The 23,976-nt window shown below is 43.4% G+C and carries 13 protein-coding genes; 6 read left to right on the forward strand and 7 right to left on the reverse strand.

The annotated features are described in order from the left end of the window. Nucleotides 1-269: 269 nt before the first annotated feature. Entirely contained in the window at nt 270-11,531 is an 11,262-nt protein-coding gene (locus F899_RS05795; protein ID WP_005221405.1) for an ESPR-type extended signal peptide-containing protein, read from the forward strand. 162 nt (nt 11,532-11,693) lie between these two features. Here F899_RS05795 and F899_RS05800 read toward each other — a convergent pair whose 3' ends face one another. From F899_RS05800 to F899_RS05810, 3 genes are all read right to left on the reverse strand, one after another. Beyond that, a complete protein-coding gene (locus F899_RS05800) occupies nt 11,694-12,665 on the reverse strand; it encodes a methyltransferase (protein WP_005221407.1) in 972 nt (323 codons plus the stop codon). 318 nt (nt 12,666-12,983) lie between these two features. Beyond that, the gene (locus tag F899_RS05805) at nt 12,984-13,682 is read right to left on the reverse strand and encodes a pirin family protein (protein ID WP_004893742.1); all 699 of its coding nucleotides are present in this window, start codon (nt 13,680-13,682) and stop codon (nt 12,984-12,986) included. Between the two features lie 163 nt (nt 13,683-13,845). Further along, on the reverse strand, nt 13,846-15,069 hold the full coding sequence (locus tag F899_RS05810) for a L,D-transpeptidase family protein (protein ID WP_005221409.1): 1,224 nt from the start codon (nt 15,067-15,069) through the stop codon (nt 13,846-13,848). Between the two features lie 198 nt (nt 15,070-15,267). Here F899_RS05810 and hemE point away from each other — a divergent pair, with 198 nt between their 5' ends. From hemE to F899_RS05835, 5 genes are all read left to right on the forward strand, one after another. Then, nucleotides 15,268-16,338 carry a uroporphyrinogen decarboxylase gene (hemE, locus tag F899_RS05815; protein WP_005221411.1) on the forward strand — a complete coding sequence of 357 codons (1,071 nt, stop codon included), beginning with the start codon at nt 15,268-15,270 and terminating at the stop codon, nt 16,336-16,338. 10 nt (nt 16,339-16,348) lie between these two features. Next, nucleotides 16,349-17,155: a DUF817 family protein gene (locus F899_RS05820; RefSeq protein ID WP_005221414.1), complete on the forward strand. Its 807-nt coding sequence runs from the start codon at nt 16,349-16,351 to the stop codon at nt 17,153-17,155. Nucleotides 17,156-17,293: 138 nt separating this feature from the next. Beyond that, nucleotides 17,294-17,764, forward strand: a complete 471-nt coding sequence (locus tag F899_RS05825; protein WP_005221416.1) for a DUF3015 family protein — start codon at nt 17,294-17,296, stop codon at nt 17,762-17,764. A gap of 72 nt (nt 17,765-17,836) precedes the next feature. Continuing rightward, nucleotides 17,837-19,723 carry an Lnb N-terminal periplasmic domain-containing protein gene (locus tag F899_RS05830; RefSeq protein WP_005221418.1) on the forward strand — a complete coding sequence of 629 codons (1,887 nt, stop codon included), beginning with the start codon at nt 17,837-17,839 and terminating at the stop codon, nt 19,721-19,723. 178 nt (nt 19,724-19,901) lie between these two features. Then, entirely contained in the window at nt 19,902-21,305 is a 1,404-nt protein-coding gene (locus tag F899_RS05835; RefSeq protein ID WP_034433947.1) for a diguanylate cyclase, read from the forward strand. Between the two features lies 1 nt (nt 21,306). On the opposite strand, the gene F899_RS05840 is transcribed toward F899_RS05835, so the two are convergent. From F899_RS05840 to F899_RS05855, 4 genes are all read right to left on the reverse strand, one after another. Beyond that, entirely contained in the window at nt 21,307-21,870 is a 564-nt protein-coding gene (locus tag F899_RS05840) for a DUF4385 domain-containing protein (RefSeq protein ID WP_005221421.1), read from the reverse strand. Nucleotides 21,871-22,126: 256 nt separating this feature from the next. Then, a complete protein-coding gene (locus F899_RS05845; protein WP_005221423.1) occupies nt 22,127-22,486 on the reverse strand; it encodes a cupin domain-containing protein in 360 nt (119 codons plus the stop codon). A gap of 95 nt (nt 22,487-22,581) precedes the next feature. Then, on the reverse strand, nt 22,582-23,130 hold the full coding sequence (gene folE, locus F899_RS05850; protein WP_171063874.1) for a GTP cyclohydrolase I FolE: 549 nt from the start codon (nt 23,128-23,130) through the stop codon (nt 22,582-22,584). Nucleotides 23,131-23,223: 93 nt separating this feature from the next. After that, a complete protein-coding gene (locus tag F899_RS05855) occupies nt 23,224-23,907 on the reverse strand; it encodes a Smr/MutS family protein (RefSeq protein WP_005221425.1) in 684 nt (227 codons plus the stop codon). Between the last annotated feature and the right edge of the window lie 69 nt (nt 23,908-23,976).

A 23,976-nucleotide genomic window follows, 5' to 3' on the forward strand; every position in this document is an offset into this window, starting at 1 on the left:
ACGGGAGATTTATGGAACATTTAGTTTTCTAAACATGACCTAAATCAGATGAATAATTTTGGAAAATACCAATTTTCAGGGATATGTAAAGTTTCTTTTCATTGATGTAATTCATGATAGGAGAACCATGCACTTTTGTAACAGGTGTTTGGATTGAGTTAACTAGGACTGCATTTTAATCTCGTCAATTTTATTAATACATATATTTATTTTTATTTATTTTTTTTAATTGACATTGAGATGAGAGTCGTTGCATGAGATAGAAAGTCATGAACCACATCTACCGTATTATCTGGAATGAAACTTTAGGGGCATGGGTTGCAGTTGCAGAGAATGTAAAAAGAAAAGGGAAAAGATCATCAGTAAAATTAGCTGCTCTTTCCGTTACAACACTCATCAGTTTGCTACATATTCCCGCATTCGCTAAAAATGAACTTTGTATGCCAGATGAGGGTTGTAAGTCATTTACCAATTTATTTGATTCTGTTGTATTAAAACAAAGCCATGAACAAGCATATACCGATCAAGTAATCTCGATTACAGCAAGAGCTAATGATGGTAGTAATGGCCGTACAGGTGCATTATTTGTTAAGCCCAAAGCGGGTAAACCAGGTGGGGATGTTGGTACGAGCTGGGAATATAGCTATGTTGTGAACTCTGATATATCTGAAACAAACGGCTTAGATCCAATTGTTGTCATTTACCATAATGATGGGGCGTTTAATGGTGGAGGTGTGCCAAGCGGTGAATATATGCAGGCTACATTCACTCCACATGATGTAGATGGAAATGACATTTTTTTAGATGAAGTCAATCCTAGGTATCAGGTCAATACCGTTAACTATTCATCGAGTGGTGTGGCTTCAGCAATAAACACAACTACGGTAAATGTCACTTTAGAATTCAATGTCGATTCAAATACTGGTCAAGAAACATATCTAAAAAGTGTTCAAATTCCGCATTATGATTTGAATATAGATTTAGAAGATAGAGACCAGACCAGTACATCAGGTCAACCTCTTAATGCTGAACTGAACTATTCCGTTCATGGGGAAAATCAGACGCTCAACTTTACTAAAACAGCGACCGCTGTGGAATTAAGCAGTCGCGGTGGTGATGGCGGAAATGGCGGGCAATATATTTTAGGTGGAAAAGGAAAACCGGGCGGTGTAGGTGGGGATGCTTCAAATTCGGTTCTAAACTTACATGATCTAGACATTGCTATTGTTGCGTCAACGCGAGCAACAGGGGTAGGTAAAGGCAGTACCGGCGTCTTAGTGAAGTCTCAGGGCGGTGATGGTGGTGATGGTGGTGGTTCTTATACGATTGACGCTGGGGGCGGAAAAGGGAATGTAGGCGGAGAAGGCAAAAAAGCATCTGCAAATATATTCAATACTCACATCATGATTAATGATGATTATTCATCAGGCGTGGTTGCGATCAGTGCAGCGGGTGATGGTGGTAATGGTGGTAAAGCTGGAGGTATTGTCTCATCTGGTGGTAAAGGAAATAACGCTGGACAAGCTGGCGAAGTTGAAATTTATACAGATAGCCAAAGCCGAATAGAAATTATTGGATCACATGGTAATGGTCTTTTAGCACAATCGGTGGGGGGAGCAGGCGGTTCCTCCGGTGCCAGTATCGGTATTGTATCGATGGGTGGGCAAGGCGGTCATGGTGGAAATGCCAATAATGTAAAAATTATAAATGAAGCTGAGATAGTAATTAAAGGAACACAATCCAATGCGATTACTGCGCAATCGGTTGGCGGTGGTGGTGGTAATGGCGGTAGTGGATTTGGACTGGTTACACTAGGCTCTATGAATGGTGCAGGTGGTGATAGTTCAATTGTTGATGTCACGAATAGTAATCAACTGACAGTTGAGGGACAGTCATCACACGGTATTGTTGCCCAATCTATTGGTGGTGGTGGTGGTAATACTGGTTTAACTGCTGGCATGGTGGCATTGGGTGGAAAGCAGACAGAAAGTAGTGCTGGTGGCGGTAATGCAGGTGTAGTTAGAGTAAATAATACCACTGGTGGAGATATTGCAACCCTCGGTGATGCAGCGCATGCAATCATAGCGCAATCGATTGGCGGTGGTGGTGGTAATGCAGGGTTAAGTGTCGGTTGGGTTTCTTTCGGGGCAAATGGTGGTGCAGGTGGTCACGGTACTGCGGTTACTGTCAATAATAATGCAAATATAACAACAAATTATTTATCTACAGCAAATAATGATAGTGAACGACAAATAGAAAAAGCACAGCAAGTTGGTTCCATTGGTATCTTGGCCCAATCGATCGGCGGTGGTGGTGGTAATGGTGGTAATTCAGTTGCAACGGGGGCTTTTGTCAGTTTAGCGCTGGGCGGCAAAGGTGGAGCTGGAGGCGACTCGGGTAATGTCCAGGTTCGTCATGGTGGTACTGATGGTTCTGAGCCGAGGATTTCAACAAAAGCAAATCAATCCAATGCAATTAAAGCACAGTCGATTGGAGGTGGTGGTGGTAATGCGGGTTATGCAGTATCTAATAGTGTTGGCGGCGGATTTAGCTTTAGCTTAGCGATGGCTAAAGATGGTGGTGCTGGAGGTACATCTGGTGATGTGCGGATTGATACTTTAAGTGGGGAGCTTCTTACTCAAGGAGATCGTTCAGCTGCTATTGTTGCACAGTCCATTGGCGGTGCAGGTGGTGATGGTGGTGTTGCTGGAGCTGGCAGTGTATCAGTTGGTTTTAGCCTGGGCTTAAGCTTGGGTGGAGAAGGTGGACATGGAGGTACAGCGGGAACTGTCGAAGTCAACAATAATAGCTTAATCCATACCCAAGGAGCTGATTCGTCAGCTATTGTTGCGCAGTCGATCGGTGGTGATGGCGGTGCAGGAGGAGCCGTATATAGCTTCTCAGGAGGAATGTACGCTGGCGCAGTTGGACTGGGGGGTACAGGTGGTGCCGGAGGTGTTAGTAATTCTGTTACCGTCATCAATAGCGCGGATATTATGACTCAAGGAGCGAGTTCATCTGCCATTTTAAGTCAGTCTATTGGGGGCAGCGGTGGTAATGCAGGAACAGCAATTACTGGTGCATTGGGTAACATAAGCGCCGGACTTTCTTTAGGTGGTCAATCTCGTGCAGGGGGTACTGCAAAACTTTCTAAAATACATTCACTTGCAGAAAGAATAATAACAAAAGGTGATAACGCCACGGCAATTATTGCCCAATCTATCGGTGGAGATGGGGGTAATGGCGGCAATGCAATTGGTGTGTCTGGCTCAGCCTTGGCAGGAGCTGGTATTGGCGTTGGCGGTACAGGGGGGACTGGTGGAAAAGCTGGTGCTGTCGAAGTGGTTATTGGTGATGAAACCACTGCATTGGAAGGCGTGGTTATAACACAAGGTCTTAACTCGGGTGCAGTTTTGGCGCAGTCTATCGGTGGTTCTGGAGGTAATGGCGGATATGCTATTGGAGCTGCTGCCAATGTAAATGTCGCTGGTGGTTTGAGTGCAGGTGTTGCACTTGGTGGGACTGGTGGCAAGGGAGGTTCAGCCGAAGCTGTGACCTTAACCTCACATCATGCAATATTTACAGAAGGTGAAAATTCAACTGGATTGACGGCTCAATCTATGGGGGGCGATGGTGGTAATGGTGGCATGGCATTGGGTATCGCTGCGACTGGGTCATTGGCTGGTATTGTAAATGCAGGCGGTCTCCCATCTGTAGCTTTAAGTGCGGCAGTTGGGGGTAAAGGTGGTAGTGGAGGCATTGCAAAATCTGTAGAGCTGACCAGCCATAATGTTATTGGCACAAAAGGTAATAACTCCAATGCCATACTTGCTCAATCACTTGGTGGTGGCGGTGGTAGTGGTGGTTTTTCAGGTGCATTTAGCCTAAGCGCATCAAAAGTAGGTGCTATTGCAGCCAGTGTCGCTGTAGGCGGAACTGGCGGTGATGGTGGTCAGGCAGGCACAGTGAATGTCGATTCTTTTGCTGATATGGCGACTGAGGGCCACAATTCATCCGCTATCTATGCACAGTCAATCGGTGGTACAGGTGGTAAAGGTGGAATGTCTTTGGCAGTTTCTGCCGCAGCGGGCTCATCTGCTGCATTGAGCTTAGGTGCAAGTGTTGGTGGAGATGGGGGAAATGGTGGTACAGCGAAAAGTGTTGAAGTAAATAGCCAGAGCAATATCAATACGGCTGGTGATTTTTCACATGCGATTCTTGCACAGTCAATTAATGGTAATGGCGGTAGCGGTGGTAACGCCATAAATGCATCTGTGTCTTTATCCAATGGTCCTGCTACAACTGCATCAGTTTCTATTGGTGGAGAAGGTGGCGGCGTGGCTACCTTTAAAGATAAAGATGGTAATGATCTGAAAGATCAGTATGGCCGTTTAAATGTAAATGGGACTTATCGAAACTTAAGTGGTAAAAAGGTCGACGAAGAAGGGCGTTTACTTGATAGTGCAGGAAAGATTGTTAATAGTGAGGGGTATCGTGTTACTGCTCATGGTCATTTCATCTTAGATGATAACAAAATTGTAGATGCCGAAGGGCGTGAGCGAGATCAGAATGGTAACTATCTAGTTGATGGAAAGCGGTATAACGATCAAGGTTATGAGGTGACATCAGAAGGTTACATTGTTACAGCTCAGGGTAATGTGAATGAGGTCGGTAACAAGGTTAAAGCTGATGGAACAGAAGAAATAGATAGTCAAAAAAATGTTATTCACATTGATCAGAGCCAATGGGGAAGTATTGATCTCTCAAATATTCCTCAAATGAGTGATTTTGAAGCTAAACGAGTTTTGACAACTGTAGATCAATACAACGGGGACTGGAAAAACTATTTAGCGGCCATTTTGACTGAAAAACTAGAGCGAGAGCGCAATCTCAATCATGTCACTGTGAACGTTGGAAAACAATTCACCCATACTGATGACATTAAAGTGATTCAAACCTCGGGAATGAATGCTGATGCCATTGTTGCCCAGTCTATAGGTGGTAATGGTGGCACAGGTGGTCTTAGCATTAATGGCACATTAAGTTCAGGCCGGTCTGCAACCAACTTGGCTGTTGCCGTTGGTGGTGGCGGTGGTGATGGTGGTGTAGCTGGGGATGTCTTGGTTAATAATCAGAACACTCTGATTGAAACGACGGGTAAAAACTCAAGTGCTATTCTCGCGGAATCGATTGGTGGTAATGGCGGTAAAGGTGGTACGTCCATTTCTGCGAGTTTAACCAATGCCAAAGTACAAGCAGCTTCACTTACTGCAAGTGTTGGAGGTGGGGGTGGTATAGGTAATGAGGCGGGTGATGTAACTGTTATTTCGAATAATCAGGCTTCATTAAAAGATGCTGAAACCTTAGAAGATATTGCAACCATTTCGACCCTAGGGGATCTGTCTCATGGTATTGCGGCTAAGTCCATTGGCGGTGGCGGTGGTCAAGGCGGATTTGCGGGGAACTTTAGCTTAAATTATGGCAATAATAAAGGTATGCCAGGTACGCCTCAGCCTCAAAGTAGTTCATTATCTGCAAGTGTAACGATTGGTGGCGGTGGTGGTACAGGCAACCGTGCGGGTGATGTTTATGTGGATAGCACAGACAATATTGTCACCAAAGGTATAAATGCGATAGGTATTAAGGCTGAATCCATTGGTGGAGGTGGTGGTAGTGGCGGTAAAGCACTCGATGTAAATATCAATGCCACCGAAGGAACAGGAATTGATTTAGGCGTTACACTGGGCGGAAAAGGTGGTTCAGGGAGTTTAGCGGGCCAAGTTCAGGTTGATTCAGAAGGTTTAATTATTACAGAAGGAGATTATTCGCATGCAGTATATGCGAAATCTCTAGGCGGTGGCGGTGGTGATGGTGGTTTTGCTGTAACAGGATCGCTGTCTAGTAATGTTGCAACATTTCAAGCAAATGCGAGTGTAGGTGGTTTCGGGGGTAATGGAAACAGCGCTGATTTGGTGACTGTGAACCGCATGGGCGATATTTATACGCATGGTACAGAGGCGGTGGGTATTTTTGCACAGTCTATTGGAGGTGGCGGTGGTGATGGCGGTATGGCAATCACTGCAAATTTAGCTAAAGCTGACTCCTACCAACTTGGTTTTACTTTGGGTGGGGCTGGTGGTGATGGACATGCTGGTAGCAAGGTCAACATAGATAATGTTGGAACCATTCTGACAAAAGGCTTTAAATCACAAGCAATTAAGGCACAGTCGATTGGTGGTGGCGGTGGTAATGGTGGTACTTCAGCTGCATTTGATGCCAAAGGCATTAATATAAAAAGTAATTTTGTTATTACAGCTGCAGTAGGTGGTTGGGGCGGTGATGGAGGCTTCTCCGATAAAGTCACAGTGAAGAATGATGGGCTGTTGATAACACGAGGTAATAGCGCTCAAGCCATCTTAGCGCAGTCGATTGGCGGCGGTGGTGGTGATGGTGGTAATGCCTATTCAGGTACCTTAATGGCACCATCTGTAGGACCTCAAGGGAAAACAACGTCATTTACTTTTGCACTAGGTGGTTTCGCTGGTGAAGGGAATAAATCAGGCGAAGTGGATGTTCAGCATACGGGCGATATCTATACCGAAGGTGATCGTTCAAGCGCAGTACAAGCACAATCCATTGGAGGTGGTGGGGGTAATGGTGGTAATGCCTCAACACTCGCAGTGAATATGCAATGCGATGAAGTATGTGCGGATCAACTAAAAAATGAAAACTTATCTTCACCTCCATCAACATCGATTTCTACCAGTATTGGTGGCTTAGGGGGGATTGGAAATGACGCTAATACTGTTACCGTCAATACCAAAGGCTTAATTCAAACTCAAGGAAATAGTTCGAACGGGATCTACGCACAATCCATTGGAGGTGGTGGGGGCGACGGTGGTAGCACATTTGCGAACTCTACGACAATCACTGGTGCCCAAAAGGCAGGTTCATCTAATTTTTCTGTAGGAATTGGCGGTTATTATGGTTCAGGTGGTCATGGTGGGGATGTGAGTGTCACACATGCCAATTCAATCATGACCAATGGCTATAATTCAAAAGGTATTTTAGCTGAATCTATTGGCGGCGGCGGTGGCAATGGTGGTGATACTTCGGGTTCCAAAATTGGTGTCGGTGGTGGAGCATTCCAAGATGAGATGAGTCACTTGCTCGACAAACTCAAAGAATCATTATCTAACTTAGGTGCAGATGAACTTGCAAAAATTTTGCCCCGTTTAACAGATGGTGCTGCTGGTGATGGTGGTGATGTCATCGTAAATACTCGACTCGATGCGGAAGCTGAAGAAATTGAATTCACTCGAGCGGATCAGACTACATTTACGCTCAAGAATTTCATCATGACTCAAGGTCAATTCTCCGACGCGATCTTTGCTCAATCAGTTGGTGGTGGCGGTGGTATAGGTGGTACTGTCGAAGGGGGGACACCTGAAATTGCTTTCGAAATTGAGGTCAATTTACCTACTGGTGAAAAAGATGAGCACGGTAATGATATATATGCTCCGAAGACAGTTAAACAGACTATTAAGAAAGCAGATGGAGGTTTATTCGCACTCGGTGGCGATGGCGGTGCGGGTGGTGATGGCGGTGTTGTAACTGTCAATAACGAACTCGATTTATATACTGCGAACAAATCCTCACGTGGTATTTTTGCCCAATCCGTTGGTGGTGGTGGTGGTGCAGGTGGAGATTCAGATGGAAAATCAACCATCGGCATTGGTGGTTCAGGATCCATGGCGGGTAAAGGTGGTGAGGTTTCTGTTAATAACCAAGGCTCTATTTATACACAAAGCACAATGTCAGAAGGTATATTGGCGCAGTCCATTGGAGGCGGTGGTGGTGCTGGTGGCAGTGTGGAACAGGCAACCATTGCATTAGGTGGCGGAACACTCACGACTTTACTAAATGGTTTTGGAGCTAATTTACCTGTTAATAATGGGCAAGACGGCGGGTTAGTGAAAGTTCTGAGTGGAAGTAAAGCTAAACTGACTACGATTGCAACTCAAGGAAATCTCTCATCAGCAATACTTGCACAGTCTATTGGTGGTGGCGGTGGTGTAGGTGGTCATGCTAGCGGAACTGTAGCTGTTGGTGGAGCGGGAGCCGCAGGTGGTGATGGCGGTGTTGTATCCATTGATAACTTCTCAAATCTACAGACTTTAGGAGATGACTCATCCGCAATTTTAGCTCAATCCATTGGCGGTGGTGGTGGTGTTGGCGGAAACAGTGATGGTGGCAATAAAAACAACGAAACCAAGAGTGCAATGTTATCTGTAGGGGGGAACGGTTCTGCAGGTGGTAATGGTAACGATTTAACTGTAAAACATGATGCCCAAATCCAAACCTTAGGCAATAACTCTAAAGGTATATTGCTGCAATCCATTGGTGGTGGTGGTGGTGTTGCAGGTAGTACCAAAGGTTTCTCAACGGATGAAATTCGCGATGAAATTGAATCCATAGGTTTAGGAAGCGGTGTCAATAAAATATTAATGAAGCCATTAGACCTTGCAGATACTGTGATTGAAAAGGTGTCTGGTTGGGTGACGCCGTATATTAAAGAATATTTAATGTCAGGATCTGTTAAAGGTGGTGATGCAGGAACAGTCAGATTAAGCCTTGGTCCGGATAGTGCCGTTCAGACATCAGGTCATGCTTCAGAGGCTATAGTTGCACAGTCTATTGCTGGCGGTGGTGGTTCGACGGGTAGTACAGCTGGCCTACTTGTCGCTGGTGCATCAGCTGGTGCGAACGGTATCTCTGGTGCTGTACAAGTTGATCATGCAGGTGAAGCTTTTACCTTTGGACAAAATTCAAGTGTGATCGTTGCACAATCGATTGGCGGCGGTGGGGGACTAAGCAGTGGCATTGATCAAATCAGTCAATTTGCCCAGTTAGGTGCAGAAGGCGCTACAGGCTTAGCCAATACAGTGAGTGTTAGTAACTCGGGTGTTTTATTTACCAAAGATAAATTATCTCAAGGGATTATTGCTCAATCTATCTCTGGGGGTGGTGGGGCTACAGCACTCAGCCATCAGTTGGTTTTGGGTGGAGCAGATAATGCTGACAGTCATGCAGAAGATGTTACCGTAAGTAATAATGGATATATTGAAACAACCACAGATGGTTCGTCTGCAATTGTTGCGCAATCCATTGGTGGTGGTGGCGGTTTTGCTGCGGGTGTCGTCAATGGTAATGTAAGCGCTGGCAATGGTATGGGAGACGGTGCTGACGTAAGCGTGACTAATGGAACCTTATCGACAAGAAAACTTGCAGCATCTGGTACTGATACCACTCCATCTAAAGGGATTACCACATTCGGTAATTATGCCCACGGTATTATTGCTCAATCCATTTCAAATGGTGGGGGGTATAGCAATAACGTTGATGCTTCAGGTAATGTTACTGGTTACCAGACAGTTGCTCAGAGTGCATTAGTGAGCGGTAATGCAGGTAATGTGAATGTGGATCAGCATGACAATATCTATACGACAGGGGTTGGCTCTGTAGGGATTTTGGCACAAAGTACAGGCTTTAATGCGGGCACGATTATCATTAACAACACTGCAGATGCACTGATTCGTGGTGGATCAGCAGAGGGTGCTGCGATTCGTCTGATTGATGGACGTGACAACGCTATTCATAACGCAGGTATCTTGACCGGATCCGCATCTGATAACGTCTTTGGTCAATATTTATCAGGTCAACATGATTTGATTGATATTGGTCTGTTAAATGCAAATGCCGTATTGGCCGGTAATGCCGAAGACACGATTAACAACACTGGTTTTATCACAGGAAATCTGGATTTAGGTTCAGGTACAAATGCATTGAATAATAGAGGTGATGGCTGGATTATTTCAGGTCAATCACAAGTGATTAATGGGGTGGCCCGTAATGAAGCGAACTGGGCGGTATCGGGGGTAAATCTGGTTGGTCAAACTGACTTGATTGGGGACTTCAGTCAGGAGCAATCGGGAACTTTATTCTGGGACTGGAACTTTAAATCTGCAGCATCTTCAGCCGGTATAAATGCCCGAGCTTTGGCTGCGGCAACACCAAATTACGATGTCTTAAATGTTAGTGGTAATGCAGTGGTCGATGGCGTGCTATCTATTAATATTATGGATTCAGGCTATGTTAAACCTGGTGATTTTGCACTTAATTTTATCAATGCGAATGCAGTTGATATCAGTGCTTTAAAACTAGATGCAGTTGCTTCTGCTATTGCGACCTATAATCGCAGCTTGATAAATGGTAACGGTGCGATTGTTTCAAATATTAATTTTGCACCTACTGGCTTAAGTCAAAATGCTGCAAGTTTGGGTGAAGTGATTAATCAAATCCAGTTAGCAGAAATTGCAACATTTAGACCTGTTGCAGCACCACTATTCTACCGACCTGATTTAGAGGCTTTACAGGAAACGTATAATCTATTGAGTGGTGAAGGGAGTGTGGCTAGCCAACAATTGTACTTCACCCAAAATGCAGGTGTGATGTCAGACCTTTCGATGCATATCGATTTTTGGCGTTCGAAATCGGCACATGCCCAAAATAATGGATTTGCTACAGTAAGTTGTTCAGCTGAAAATGAAGCCGGTTCTGCACGTACAGATGTGAAAAACTGTCTGGAAGATAATAAATGGAGCTTATGGATCGCAGGTCACAATGGCGAGCAGGAGCAACGTGGCAAAACATCTTCAGGCATGGCAAATGTCAATAGCGACAGTTATCGTACCATGGTCGGACTGGACTATGCGCTATCGCCAAATACGCTGGTTGGTGTGGCATATAGCAATGGCAAGACCCAGTATGAAGTTCAGGACCGTTTGACTACAGGTTTAATGGACTTTGAAGGAGTGAATATATTTGCTTCACATCGTATTCAGGACGCATACGTAAAAGCTTTGATTGGATATGACCAAGTTTCAACCGAAGTAAATCGTTATGCATTCATTGATCCTGCTCTAGATCCAATAGTTCAGGTGGCAGGTGTTGAAAATAATCTGACTGGTGAAGCTAAGGCAGATGCCTACAGTCTGCGTTTAGAGACGGGGCGTCTGTTTGAATTAGATGCTGTAAATGTGACCCCGTTTATCGGAGCGCAGTATAGCCAACTAGATACAAAAGCATTCCGCGAATCGGCGTTAGAAAGTACAGATCCATTGGCTTTACAGTATGAAAAAACGAGTGTCTATAGTGCGCCGTTATTCATCGGTGCGCAGTTTGACAAAAACTTTGTCTTTAGCGAAGGCGTGATTCAGCCATATGCCCGTTTTGCATTCAGCCATGAGTTGTCTAGCAAACGAGAAATGGATGCAAGTTTTGTTTCTGCACCAGGTTATGTCTTTAGGACACAAGGTGGTGAACCACAACGTAATAGTTTTGATATGAATGTGGGCTTTAAAATGACCTCGATTACCAATCTGTCAATTTTTGGTCAGTACTATGGAAAGTACGCTTCATCAAGTTCGAGTGATCAAGGCGGAAGTATCGGTTTAGAGCTGAACTGGTAATAGATGAGTTAATAAAAAACCGGCTTAGGCCGGTTTTTTATTAAAGATAAACCTTTAAAATATCAATAAATTACTGGGATATTTTTTATAGATTTTTCATAAAAATTTATAAATTTTCTGAGTATTTACCCATTAAATAAAGAACTTTTAATGACGACAATATTATTGTTTGACTTCAATTTTCACTAATGCCAAAGCAATCCTGTCCACATGCTGATAAGCCGGTTGTTCTAATTCTTCTCCAAAGATGTCCGGATCAATCTCTTCATAAGACCAGCTGATATTTTTATACTGCTTCATTAAGTTTTCTAAATGCGCTAAAAAACGATTGCCATCCTGAGTGACGGTAACGCCTGTATATAAGAATATACATCCCCGTGGATAAAGATGCTGGATACCTTCTTTAATGATGCGAAAAGAGAGAGCATTGCCATCTAGCTCATCACCGCCATGCCGGTATTGACGTTGATACGGGTCGATTAAATAGGGGGGATTGGCAAAAAACAGGTCAAACTGACCTTGCAGATTTGCAAATAAATCACTCTGTACCGGATGGATTTTTTTTAAACCAGCAAAGTCGATATTCATTTGACTATATAACAGGGCTTTCGGATTAAGATCCGCGACAATCAGCTCATCATAATCTGGAAAATATTTTGCGATACTGACGGCAGCTGCCGAAGTACCACAACATAGTTCAACTGCGCGTTTCAATGGATCAGATCGGCTCGCTAAATGTTGCTTCAAGTGATAGGCAAAACGATAAGTATCTGGGCCAAAAAATACTGCATCTTGTTCTATGGTCGGAAAGGCAGAGTGAATAAATAACGCATTGTTGAGAGAAGCTACCCGTACCTGACTTAAATATAAGTTTTCCTGAAATTTAAGAAGCTGATGTTCTTCAAGTATGGAAAAAAGCGCAGGATCAAGATCTGTTTTTTTAAATCCAAGATTCCAGCCAAATATATCCTTGAGCGTAATTTCTTTATTTAAATCATTTTGTTTACGATCCAGAATCCGTTGATGAGAAAGTGGGGTAATTGCAGTAAATTGATAGTCTTGCTGTTTTAAGAAATTCAATAAATAAAGTAAGGCCTGCTGTTGGCTGGTTTTTATATCTAAGATCTGGTTCATAAGGATTTTCTCTTCTGATTCTTAGAAAATATCAAGTAATCATTCTGTTGTGCTCATAATAAAAAATGACTCGAAGGATAGCCATAAGAATTGGTTAAGTTTCTTCGTACGTTATAAATAGACGGTTGTTTAAAATGAATAAGCTTAATCATCGCTGAAAATGGGAAACTCTTAGGTAAAGAAGTGCTGTGGATTGGTATTATTTATTTTTATCTGCAAGCTTGCATAGAGAGAAATAAGTTCACGATATAAAAAATAAAGGCTATCCACCTTGCAGATGAGATGAATAGCCTTTTAGAACTAAAATTGATAAAAATCTTAGTCTTTGACTTCCGGCAAATCAAACCAGATTACTTGAGCATCATCCAGAGCTCTCATATCTACTTCATCCAGGAAAGCGATTGCATCACCTGCATTTAAGGTGTATTCGGCAATCTGTACTGCACCTGAAATCACATGCACATAGTTAATATGCTGAGTGGCTTTGATTGCTAAAGCCTGATCTTTTTTGATCACTGCGGTTTTCACTTCAGCATTCTGACGAATATGCATCGGTGCGTTGTCAGTTGGTCCACAAATGAGATGCCACTGGTTAGGTTGTTCACGTGGATCCAGCTTAATTTGCTGATAGTTCGGTTGTGCATCATGTTCGTTTGGAATGATCCAGATTTGTAGCAAATGGACCTGTTCATCACCCTGGTTCATTTCACTATGGCGAACACCTGTACCGGCACTCATCAGTTGCCACTCACCCGCAGAAATCCCTCCGTGATTGCCCATGCTGTCCTGATGGGTAATCGTACCTTTAAGTACACAGGTCAGGATTTCCATATTGTCATGCGGATGTTGACCAAAGCCTTGGTGACCATCGATCAAGTCATCATTAATCACACGCAGTGCGCTGATACCCATATATTTAGGGTTATACCAGTTACCAAATGAAAAGCTGTGTTTGGATTCTAGCCAGCCCATTTTGACATGACCACGGTTTTCGCTTTTATGCAGGAAAGCATCCATTTTTCATCTCATCTATTTTTTTAACATGATCCTATCTTAGCGTTGTATTTATTTTATAAAAAGCCTATCCATGCGACAGATCATTGCAGTTTTGCAACGATCTGAATTTTATTGAAGCATAAAAAAGCCCACTCGAAAGCGGGCATTTTTTATATAGAACTGATTATTCCAGGAAGCGGACAGTTACACCTGACTTCACTTTACGGCCAAGATCATTGGCATCCCAGTTGGTCAAACGGATACAACCGTGTGAATAAGACTTGGAAATCATCGATGGATTTGGCGTACCATGAATACCAAATGATTTCTTGCTCAGACCAATCCAGATATTACCGACTGGACCATTCGGGCCAGGTGGTAAGGAAAGCGGTTTGGTATTATTACCTTGAACAAAGTTAGAAGGTGAATAGCTATAATACGGGTTACGCGCCACACCTGTTACTTTATAAGTACCTGTTGGAGAAGGCGTACTGGTATTACCAATACTTGCCGGGAAAGAGGCAATCATTTTATTTTTGCTGTTAAACAGATACAGCTGTTTGGCACCTTTGTGCGCTACAATCAAATGAATGTCTTCTGGCAGGTTGTTACGGACATTGGCAACCAAAAGTTTTTGGCCTGCTTTGCTGAAATTTGCTCCCGAATTGAGCTGTTTCAAGAATGCTTCATCCATGTGGAATTTTTCAGCAAGCATTTCCGACATGCTGGTGTAGTACAGACCAGGCATTTTAGCCTGTAGCGCATAATCAGATGGAATTGATTTTGCCAAAGGTACTTTCAGATCTTCTGCTGAAATGGTGTATTCGACAAATGCAGGCTTAGATGCTTGCAACTCTATCAGCTTATCCCAGGTTTCTTTGGTCAATGTACCGGTCGGCTTGATACCATTCATTTGCTGGAAAGAAGCCAGTGCTTTCAGGGTATTTTTACCACTGGTTCCATCAATTGCACCTGGCGAAGCATGAGCATTGTTCAACATGACATGTGCACGTGCGTATACAGGGAACTGACCTTTACCGATGTCTTCATACCATTCAGCATTATTCAGACCATCTAGCGTCCAAGAGGCTTTATTGGCATGAGCAGAAGTGCTTTTAGCGGCTGCTGTTGGGGCAGCACCGATATCCGCATTTTGATCTTCAGCTGCCTGCAGTCCATCCAGGGTCTCAGAAGCCTGAGTAAGATCGCTTTGTTCCTGAGCTGAAATAGGAGTATCTGTAGATTTGGCTGCTGATGCTTCTGTAGCAAGCGGATCGATCGGGTCTTGAACCGTAACATCGCTCGCTACTTTTTTGGGATTTAATGGCTGTTCAGTAGCAGAAGCAGCGAAGGCAGTACCTGCAATAATGCAACTTAAACTCATTGCGAGCATTGTGCGAACGAACATGTAATTCAACCTAATTATTCATAAACTATTTAAATAACGTAATAAGTATTACAGAAAAACTATGGAGATGCAGTAGTTGTTTTGTGACACCCTTAATTCTTCACTTATGATGATCGATTTTTAAAGTAATGTGAAGTTATTAAAAATGGAGGCTTTTTGCTATGATGTCTTGAATGTCAAAGATTGATGGTAATGTGAATGACGACCTTAAAAAATGATCGTTTTCTGCGTGCATTGTTGCGTGAACCTGTAGATACCACACCCGTATGGATGATGCGCCAGGCAGGCCGTTATTTACCAGAATACCGTGAAACACGCGCTAAGGCAGGGGATTTCCTGTCTCTTTGCAAGAATACCGAATTTGCCTGTGAAGTGACCTTGCAGCCGCTGCGCCGTTATGAACTTGATGCAGCCATTCTATTTTCGGACATTTTGACTGTGCCGGATGCATTAGGTCTGGGTCTGTATTTTGAAGCCGGTGAAGGTCCTAAGTTTCATAAAACCGTACGTACCGAGCAGGATGTAGCGAATCTGCCAGCATTTAATGCCAAAGCAGATCTAGACTATGTCATGAATGCGGTTACTACGATCCGTTCAGCATTAGGTGGACAAGTTCCCTTAATTGGCTTCTCGGGCAGTCCATGGACACTGGCGACTTATATGGTTGAAGGTGGTTCCAGCAAGGATTTCCGCTTTACCAAACAAATGATGTATGCACAGCCTGAAGTGCTGCATGCATTACTTACACGTCTGGCAGATGCAGTAACGGATTACCTGAATGCCCAGATTGATGCAGGTGCTCAGGCGGTGCAGATTTTTGATAGTTGGGGTGGTGCACTAGCGCATCGTGAATATATCGAATTTTCACTTAATTATATGCAGAAAATTGTCGCAGGTTTGCAGCGTGAAAAAGAAGGCCGCAAGATCCCTGTGATCCTTTTCACCAAAGGTGGTGGCCAGTGGCTTGAGCCAATGGTAGCAACAGGTGCAGATGCTTTTGGACTGGACTGGACTACGCCGTTGAATGTTGCCCGTCAGACTGTTGCTGGTCGTGCAGCATTACAAGGCAACCTTGATCCTGCAACCTTATATGGTTCTCCAGACGCAATTGCTAAAGCTACCCGGCTGATGTTGGATGATGCCTATGCCAATGGTGAAAAGACCGGTTATGTGGCAAATCTTGGACATGGCATTACACAATGGGTAGATCCAGCCCATCCTAAAGCGTTTATTGATACCGTGCATGAGTACAGCGCTAAATATCTTTAGGATGTAAACCTTGATCGACCTACTCAAATCAGGGGTTGAATTTTCTTATAAGGCAGCATCGGCTGCCTTATTTGGGATCTTACTCCTGCTGGCTTTTGCTTTTAGTGCTTCAATGGGGAGTGAACTGTTTTACGGCTTCTACCGTTATGACTATCTTCTATTTTATGCTCTGGTGATTCAGGTCATTCTATTGTATGCCAAATTAGAATCCTGGGCAGAAGCCAGAGTCATTGCGCTATTTCATATTCTAGCGATGGTGATGGAAATTTTTCTGACTCATCCAGCGATTGCTTCCTGGCATTATCCACAACCCGCCATTTTCAAGATCTTAACCGTCCCGTTGTTTGCAGGCTTTATGTATTCAGCTGTAGGCAGTTTTTTTGCGCGTTCATTACGTCTGTTTCAGGTCTCTTTTAATCACTTGCCTGGTTTTGCCAATATGATGGCACTGGCCGTGTTGTCCTATATTAACTTCATGAGCAAGTTCTTTATTCCAGACTATCGTATTCTTCTTTTTATCTGGAGCGCGCTGATCTTCTGGAAAACTCAAATCCGCTTTCAGCTGAACCGGCATTCCTTTCAGTTGCCGATGTTACCGGTCCTGGCTTTACTGGCTTTTATTATCTGGATTGCAGAGAATATCAGTACCTTTTACCAGATCTGGCTCTATCCAAGTCAGGTAGAAAAATGGCATATGGTCGGCTGGGCAAAATTAGGTTCCTGGTACTTGTTATTATTGCTCAGTCTGGTTCTGGTTATGAAGATTTTAGGGGTGCGTGATTCTAGAGGAAATTGGCAGTTGAAAGCTTCTTCATAAAATTAATGTTTTCTTTGGTTAACATGGACGTTTTTGACATTGCGTATCGATCAGCTTCCAGCTAATCTGCTTAATGTGTAATATAAATTACATAATTATATCAATAACAAAGATGCAGAGAATAACCGGAGAATAAGTATGTTGAAAAAAATTATGCTCGCAGCAGTATTAACGACTGGTTCGAGCCTGGCGATGGCTGACAATGATGTTGGTTGTGGTGTCGGTAGTCAGGTGTGGGCAGGTCAGTCAGGCATTATTCCTAAACTGCTTGCTGGTACTACAAACGTTCTGTTTACTAACCAATGGCTAGGGATTACTTTCGGTACCTTGGGTTGTAGTCAGGGAGGAACAGTCACTGCACAAGTTGTGACGTTTACCAATGAAAATGCGGAAGCATTGGCACGCGATATGGCTGTTGGTGAAGGTGAAAGCCTGAATGTACTTGCAGAATTGCTGAATATTAAATCTGAAGATAAAGCACGCTTCTTTACTTTATCCAAGCAGAATTTCTCTGAAATCTATTCAGAAGAAAATCAAAATACTTTACAGGTTTTGAGCTCATTACAAAACGTGATGGCTAAAGATGAAGTGTTAAAATCTTACATCTAACGGATCCTTAAAAAACCCTGCTACTGGCAGGGTTTTCTTATGACTATAAAAACCCAAGAATACATTGACTGAATGAAATATGCCTTTTTACTCATAGCTTTGCTATCGAGTCCCGTAAGTTTTGCTACGACCATTTCCCCAGATATTCAGCCTTATCTTGATCAGGCGGTACAGAAGCAGCTATTTAAGGCGGAAACCTGGCAGCGTTTAATGTATGCCAATAGCAAAGGTCAGAGTGAGGTCAGCTACTCTGGTTATTTTCTGGCAGAGCAGGGAGGAAGTAACCTGCAACAGGAAATGCAGCAGAATATACAGGCATTATTTTTAGCAGCTGCCCCCAACCAGTCCGTGCGCTGCAAGTTTCCCGCACGTAGTCACTGGCTCATGCAGCAGTTAAATATCTCTGAGCAGCAATTGCCTGAGCTAAGTTGCCCTGATCTTGAACGCTGGATTGGGGAGGTGAAGCCTTATAAAGCTACCCTGATTTATGCGACAGATTTTATGGGGAATCCGAGCTCAATGTTTGGGCATACTTTGCTGCGTCTGGACCCTAAAGACCAGCAGGAACTGAAGCTGATTTCTTATGCAGTCAATTATGCAGCGACCGTAGACAGTAATGATAACTGGTCCTTTGCCTGGAAAGGCCTAACCGGACAATATCCGGGTGAATATTCACTGATGCCTTATTACCGTAAGGTCAAAGAATATGGCGATTTTGAAAGCCGGGATTTATGGGAATATGAACTTAATCTGACGCCCGAAGAAACCACTTTTCTGGTACAGCATCTGTGGGAAATGCAACAGGTCAATTTCCCTTATTATTTTATTAATGATAATTGTTCATATCGTCTCTTAGGTCTGCTCGACTTAGTCCGACCTGGACTGAATCTGCAAAAACAGTTCGGTACGACCACTATTCCGGTAGAAACCCTAAAAGTTGTAGAGCAGCAGGGGCTGATTCGGGAAAAAATCTACCGACCAGCCCTCGAAACCCAGTTGCTGGCTCAATCTCGCCAGCATGGTAAAGTTCTGGCAAAAACTGCACATCAGGTCGCTTATGCAGAAACTGCTAAGATGTCTGAGATCTTGCAGAATTATCCTGCTGAAGATCAGGCCAAGATACTGGAAATGGCTTATGATCATTTATATCTGGATTTTCTGCGTCAGGAAGTAGATGAAGCATTTGCCCAACCCCGCTTTCGCAAGTTATTGGGATTAAGGAGTCAGCTGGCCATAGAGAAACAGCGTCAGCAGCCAGAAACTCCAAAAGTAGATCCGACACAAAGCCATCATGCACGTAATTTCGTATTTAAGGCTGGACAGGTACAGGATCAAACTGCGATTCAGTTAGGTTTCCGTCAGGCTTATCATGATCTGATGGATCCACAAGGCGGATTACGCACAGGCACTCAATTATTATTTCTCGATGGTGCGCTGCAATACCGTGATGATCGTATAAAACTGGAACATCTGGACCTGTTAACAGTTAATTCTTATAACCCGATTCATGCATTTAAGGTTCCGTTGTCTTGGGGCTTTAATCTGGGCTGGAAACAGGAAGCGCTTGACCGGGAAGGAGGGTTCAGTACTGAGCAGCAGCATGGTGTAGCCAATTTTCAGGTACAGGGTGGCTATAGCTGGGCTAATGCCGAACGTGAACATCTATGTTATGTGCAATTACAAACGCATGTGCAGGCTGGTAAAGCACTTGATGATGGCTGGCGTGCAGGCCTGGGACCAACCGCAGGCTGTCAGAATATCTGGACGGACCGAATTAACAGTCTGGTACAGATAGAGCTCCCTTATTGGCATGACAGTCAGCAATGGATGCTCAACCTGAATACAGAACTGCAATATAGCCTAAATATGCAAAATGCCATTCGGATTGGATGGCAATACCAGCAGCAGGGGAGTCTGGACTGGCAGGCATTGCATTTACACTATATTCGTTATTTTTAAGTGAATTTTCGAGTAAAATCTCTAAAAGTTGCTGATTTAAATAAAAAATAGAAGTTACAAAGATATAAGGATCTTGTGGCCGATTTAGATGTCGTTTTATCAAAATTATGGATGCATGGGATAACGATAGCTTATAAATTTGATATATTGTTCACCTGATTTATTGGGGTGTTTGAGTATGGACAATGAATGTATGGATATGCTAGCGGGACAGTGGCAGCATATATGCCAAAATTATTCATCAGATGATTTAGTCCATGCCTTCCAGTTTATACAGGATAATGCCCTGATACTGGTGGAAGAGTTTTATAAAAATATGCTGGTGGAAAAAGAGTCGGCAGAGTTCTTTTCTGACGATCTGATTCAGCAGCGCCTGCGCAACACCTTGCATCAATGGCTGTTAGAAAGTTTTAGTGTGGGTATTAATAAGCACTATTTACAGGCAGTACAGAAACAGCATACCGTAGGTCATGTCCATGCCCGGGTAGGTATTCCATCCTGGCTGATTATGCGTGGTGTACGTGAAATTGAACGCAAGATATTTGAGCTGTTAGAAGAAGATGAACAGTTGCTGACGCTGACGACCTGTAGCTATCTGGTACAGGTTATGAGCTTTGCCACTGAAATCATGTGCCGTTCCTATGAGGCAAAAACTGCCAAAAATCAGGAAATAAAGCATAGTTATCGTCTGTTCTCTGCCATGCAGGATGTTGCAGTACAAAAAGATAAGCAGCGTAGTTGCTTACTCGACTGGGAAAATGAGCTGATGTACAAAGTGTTCTCAGGTCAGGAAACCTTACGTCATCCGCTACTGTCCAAATCTGAATTTGGCCTATGGTTTATTCATAAAGCCTCGTATGCATTTACCGGCTCAGATCAAGTTCAGCTAATTATTGAACGCATTCATCAGGTCGATACGCTAAATCAGATCATTTTAGAATGTCAGGACAAAACAAAAAAACTGAACCTGATTCAGCAGATTCGTGAGCTGAATCGTGAGATTCAGCATCTGATTGATCAGCTATTTCAGGTGGCAGAATATATTGAATCGGGTAATGATTCCCTGACTCAATTACTCAATCGTCGCTATCTAAATACCATTATTTCCCGCGAAATTACTTATTCACGTCAGAACCAGACACCGCTTGCCTTATTGGCGCTGGATGCCGATTTTTTTAAAACCATTAACGACAAATTTGGTCATGCGGCGGGTGATCTGGCCCTGAAATTTATTGCGGATGGATTACAGAAATACAGTCAGGGCAGTGACTATGCTTTCCGTGTGGGTGGTGAAGAATTCTTGCTATTGCTGGTCGATACCGATCAACGCCGTGCCATGAATATTGCAAAAAATATCCGTAAATTTATTGAAGAAGGCATAATCACGACTGCACAGGGTATTCAGTTCAAGTTTACCGTGAGTATTGGCTGTGTGATTTATGACGGTCATCCAGATTACCAGAAGTTCCTGGATACTGCCGATACAGCTTTATATGCAGCAAAAAATACTGGTCGTAATCGAGTGTATCTGGCAAAAAATGACCCGGATACACGAGTATTGAATACGCCATCACTGACCTAAATTATTGATGGGATTGCAGCGATTCAATCCAGTCTTTAAATTTCTGTTTTTGCTTAATGTACTCGGGATGCAGTTTGGCTTCATCCCATTTTTGTTTAAAGATACGTGCTGCGGCAGCTTTCACGGGATCTTCTCGCTGACGAGGTAATTCGTCTCTGCCGTGGGCGCCGCTCAATCCTTTTTTGTCATCTGGCACCGGACCGTCATATTTTTTACCGCCTTTATGATTGGCATAGCGGCGGGCACGGGTATAGCCCATCTGCAAGAATTTACGTGCCATATCCGCACCAATAAAATCTTCTTTTTCCAGATAATCTATAAACATGGCATAAATCTTAGTGCTGCTTGCTTGAGCCTTCTCTTCATCGGCAAAACGCCAATGTGGCAAAATTTCCGATTTATACGGTTCAACTGAAAGCACGCCCTGTTCACCACGTCCAATCCGGTACAATTCAGGCCGTTTTCTAAAATCAATTTTTTCAAAATCCAGCGAGTAATCAAAACTGGTCGAAACTGCCCGTGAGGTTTTACGGGGAACATTTTTTGAAACTTTTTTAATCGTCATATTTTCTCCTTATGTATCTATATTTCCCCTATAACCATGAATGCCTGTCTGTATTTTTGAAGTCCATGAGCTTTCTTAAAATGTATGTATTTTTTATTAAGTGCATATACACAAGCAGATCAATCTGCATAAATGCACAGATGATCAGGAATAATGTAGGATGGAAGAGTGCTAAAGCGGGTAGTGATGCTGTAATGAATTGTAGAAGTAGAATTTATTTATAGCTTTAAAAAAGAAAAACCTGCAAAAGCAGGTTTTAGGCTTCAACTACGACAAAGTACTTTTTGACTGCCTGTACCACTTCAAAAGTACCGACAAAGCCTGGCGGAATAATACCTGCATCACCTGCTTTGATTTCTACATAACTTTTTTTGTTGGCATCATGCAGGCGAACTGTACCTTCAATGACCGTAAAGAATTCCTGTTTATTCTCAGCGAACACAATATTCCATGCACCTATTTCACATTCCCAGATACCGCAATTCATATTGGGATGATCATACAAGCTTTGTGTAGAACGTTTAGGATTGCCAGTGACCAGGCGATCAGGACGGGGATAATCAATTGTGGTTTCACTCTGGGTTAAACCGTGACCTGCTAACCAAATCGATGACATAGTGAATCCTCAAGCTAAAGTTATCTGAAATTGAACAAATTAAAGCACATATAAAAAAGCCTCAACAAGTGTCGAGGCTTTTGAAATCAAAACGATTAATAAGCTTCAGGTACTGCGCTCAGGAATTCACGACGTTCTTCTTTATTGGTTTTAAAATCACCCACAAAAGAAACAGTACGTGTCGTTGATTCCTGCTTGCCCACACCACGCATCATCATGCACATATGCGCAGAATCAATCACCACAGCCACACCACGTGCGCCAGTCACTTCAGCCACTGCTTCTGCAATTTGCTGGGTCAGATTTTCCTGAATCTGTAAGCGACGTGCAAACATTTCAGTAATACGGGCAAATTTAGACAGGCCTAAAACATGGCCTTCTGGCAAATAAGCAATGTGCACACGACCATAAAATGGCAATAAATGGTGTTCACACAGCGAATAGAATTCGATATTTTTGACCAGAACCATCTCATGGTTATCAGACGGGAATACCGCATTATTGGTCACTTCTTCCAGAGTCTGGCTATAGCCGGAAGTTAAATACGAAAACGCTTTCGCAGCACGCACAGGCGTATCTTTGAGACCAGGGCGATTTAAATCTTCACCAACGGCAGTAAGAATGTTTGCGTAGGATTGCTGCATAGTCATATGACGTATTCACTTACACTGAGATAGAACAAGGACGGCATTGTAGCAGAAAACTATTACATTGCCTTAATTTGGAGTTAATTCCGATTACTGTTTGAACTTTGGATTCTTTTCCGCACGCTTGAGCAGAACCAGCACAGCGCCAGTACCGCCCTGGTTTTCAGGTGCGCTGACAAAGGCCAAAACATCACGGTGCTGACGCAGCCAGCCATTTACGTAGGTCTTTAAAATGGCTTCCGGACCTTTACCATGCACGATCTTAATCACGTTCTGGTTTTCATCTTTCGCCATCTGGATAATTTGCAATACTGCAACACGTGCTTCTTCCACGGTACAGCCGTGCAGATCGACTGCTTCATACCAGCGCAGATTGCCGGCTTTCAGATCTTCAAAGACTTTATGCTGGAGGGTCGCAATGCGATAGCTCAGCGCAGCCTGACTTCCGACTGGATTCAGCATGGCTTGGGTATCTGAAAGGGCAGTTTCATCAGTCTGCATCGGACCTTCAGCAGCAGCACGTTTGGCTAGTGTCTGTGCATCCGGTTTTTTCTTGCCGGCTTTTTCGATTTTTGCGATATTGCTATTATCGATTTTTTGTACACCCTGCATCTGTTTACGAAACAATTCCAGCTCATCAGCTTGTTCCTGTTCAGGTGTTTTCACCGCAGGTGCTTCAACTTCAACGCGTGGCTGTGGATTGCTGATCTGTTTTTTAAATTGCTTCAGCAAATTAAACTGATCTTTGGAAAGCGAAGAATCGTGTTTGCTCATAATCAAAAAACATGCAAGATGCGAAAATATTGATAAATTATAGTCCTGATTCAAGAAAATGAGAACTGC

The organism is Acinetobacter sp. CIP 101934 (genome assembly GCF_000369585.1).
GTDB lineage: Bacteria > Pseudomonadota > Gammaproteobacteria > Pseudomonadales > Moraxellaceae > Acinetobacter > Acinetobacter schindleri.

Coding starts and splice junctions, on each gene's coding strand:
- F899_RS05795 (WP_005221405.1), top strand. CDS start 270: ATGAACCACATCTACCGTATTATCTGGAATGAAACTTTAGGGGCATGG.
- F899_RS05800 (WP_005221407.1), bottom strand. CDS start 12,665: ATGAACCAGATCTTAGATATAAAAACCAGCCAACAGCAGGCCTTACTT.
- F899_RS05805 (WP_004893742.1), bottom strand. CDS start 13,682: ATGGATGCTTTCCTGCATAAAAGCGAAAACCGTGGTCATGTCAAAATG.
- F899_RS05810 (WP_005221409.1), bottom strand. CDS start 15,069: ATGTTCGTTCGCACAATGCTCGCAATGAGTTTAAGTTGCATTATTGCA.
- hemE (WP_005221411.1), top strand. CDS start 15,268: ATGACGACCTTAAAAAATGATCGTTTTCTGCGTGCATTGTTGCGTGAA.
- F899_RS05825 (WP_005221416.1), top strand. CDS start 17,294: ATGTTGAAAAAAATTATGCTCGCAGCAGTATTAACGACTGGTTCGAGC.
- F899_RS05830 (WP_005221418.1), top strand. CDS start 17,837: ATGAAATATGCCTTTTTACTCATAGCTTTGCTATCGAGTCCCGTAAGT.
- F899_RS05835 (WP_034433947.1), top strand. CDS start 19,902: ATGGACAATGAATGTATGGATATGCTAGCGGGACAGTGGCAGCATATA.
- F899_RS05840 (WP_005221421.1), bottom strand. CDS start 21,870: ATGACGATTAAAAAAGTTTCAAAAAATGTTCCCCGTAAAACCTCACGG.
- F899_RS05845 (WP_005221423.1), bottom strand. CDS start 22,486: ATGTCATCGATTTGGTTAGCAGGTCACGGTTTAACCCAGAGTGAAACC.
- folE (WP_171063874.1), bottom strand. CDS start 23,130: ATGCAGCAATCCTACGCAAACATTCTTACTGCCGTTGGTGAAGATTTA.
- F899_RS05855 (WP_005221425.1), bottom strand. CDS start 23,907: ATGAGCAAACACGATTCTTCGCTTTCCAAAGATCAGTTTAATTTGCTG.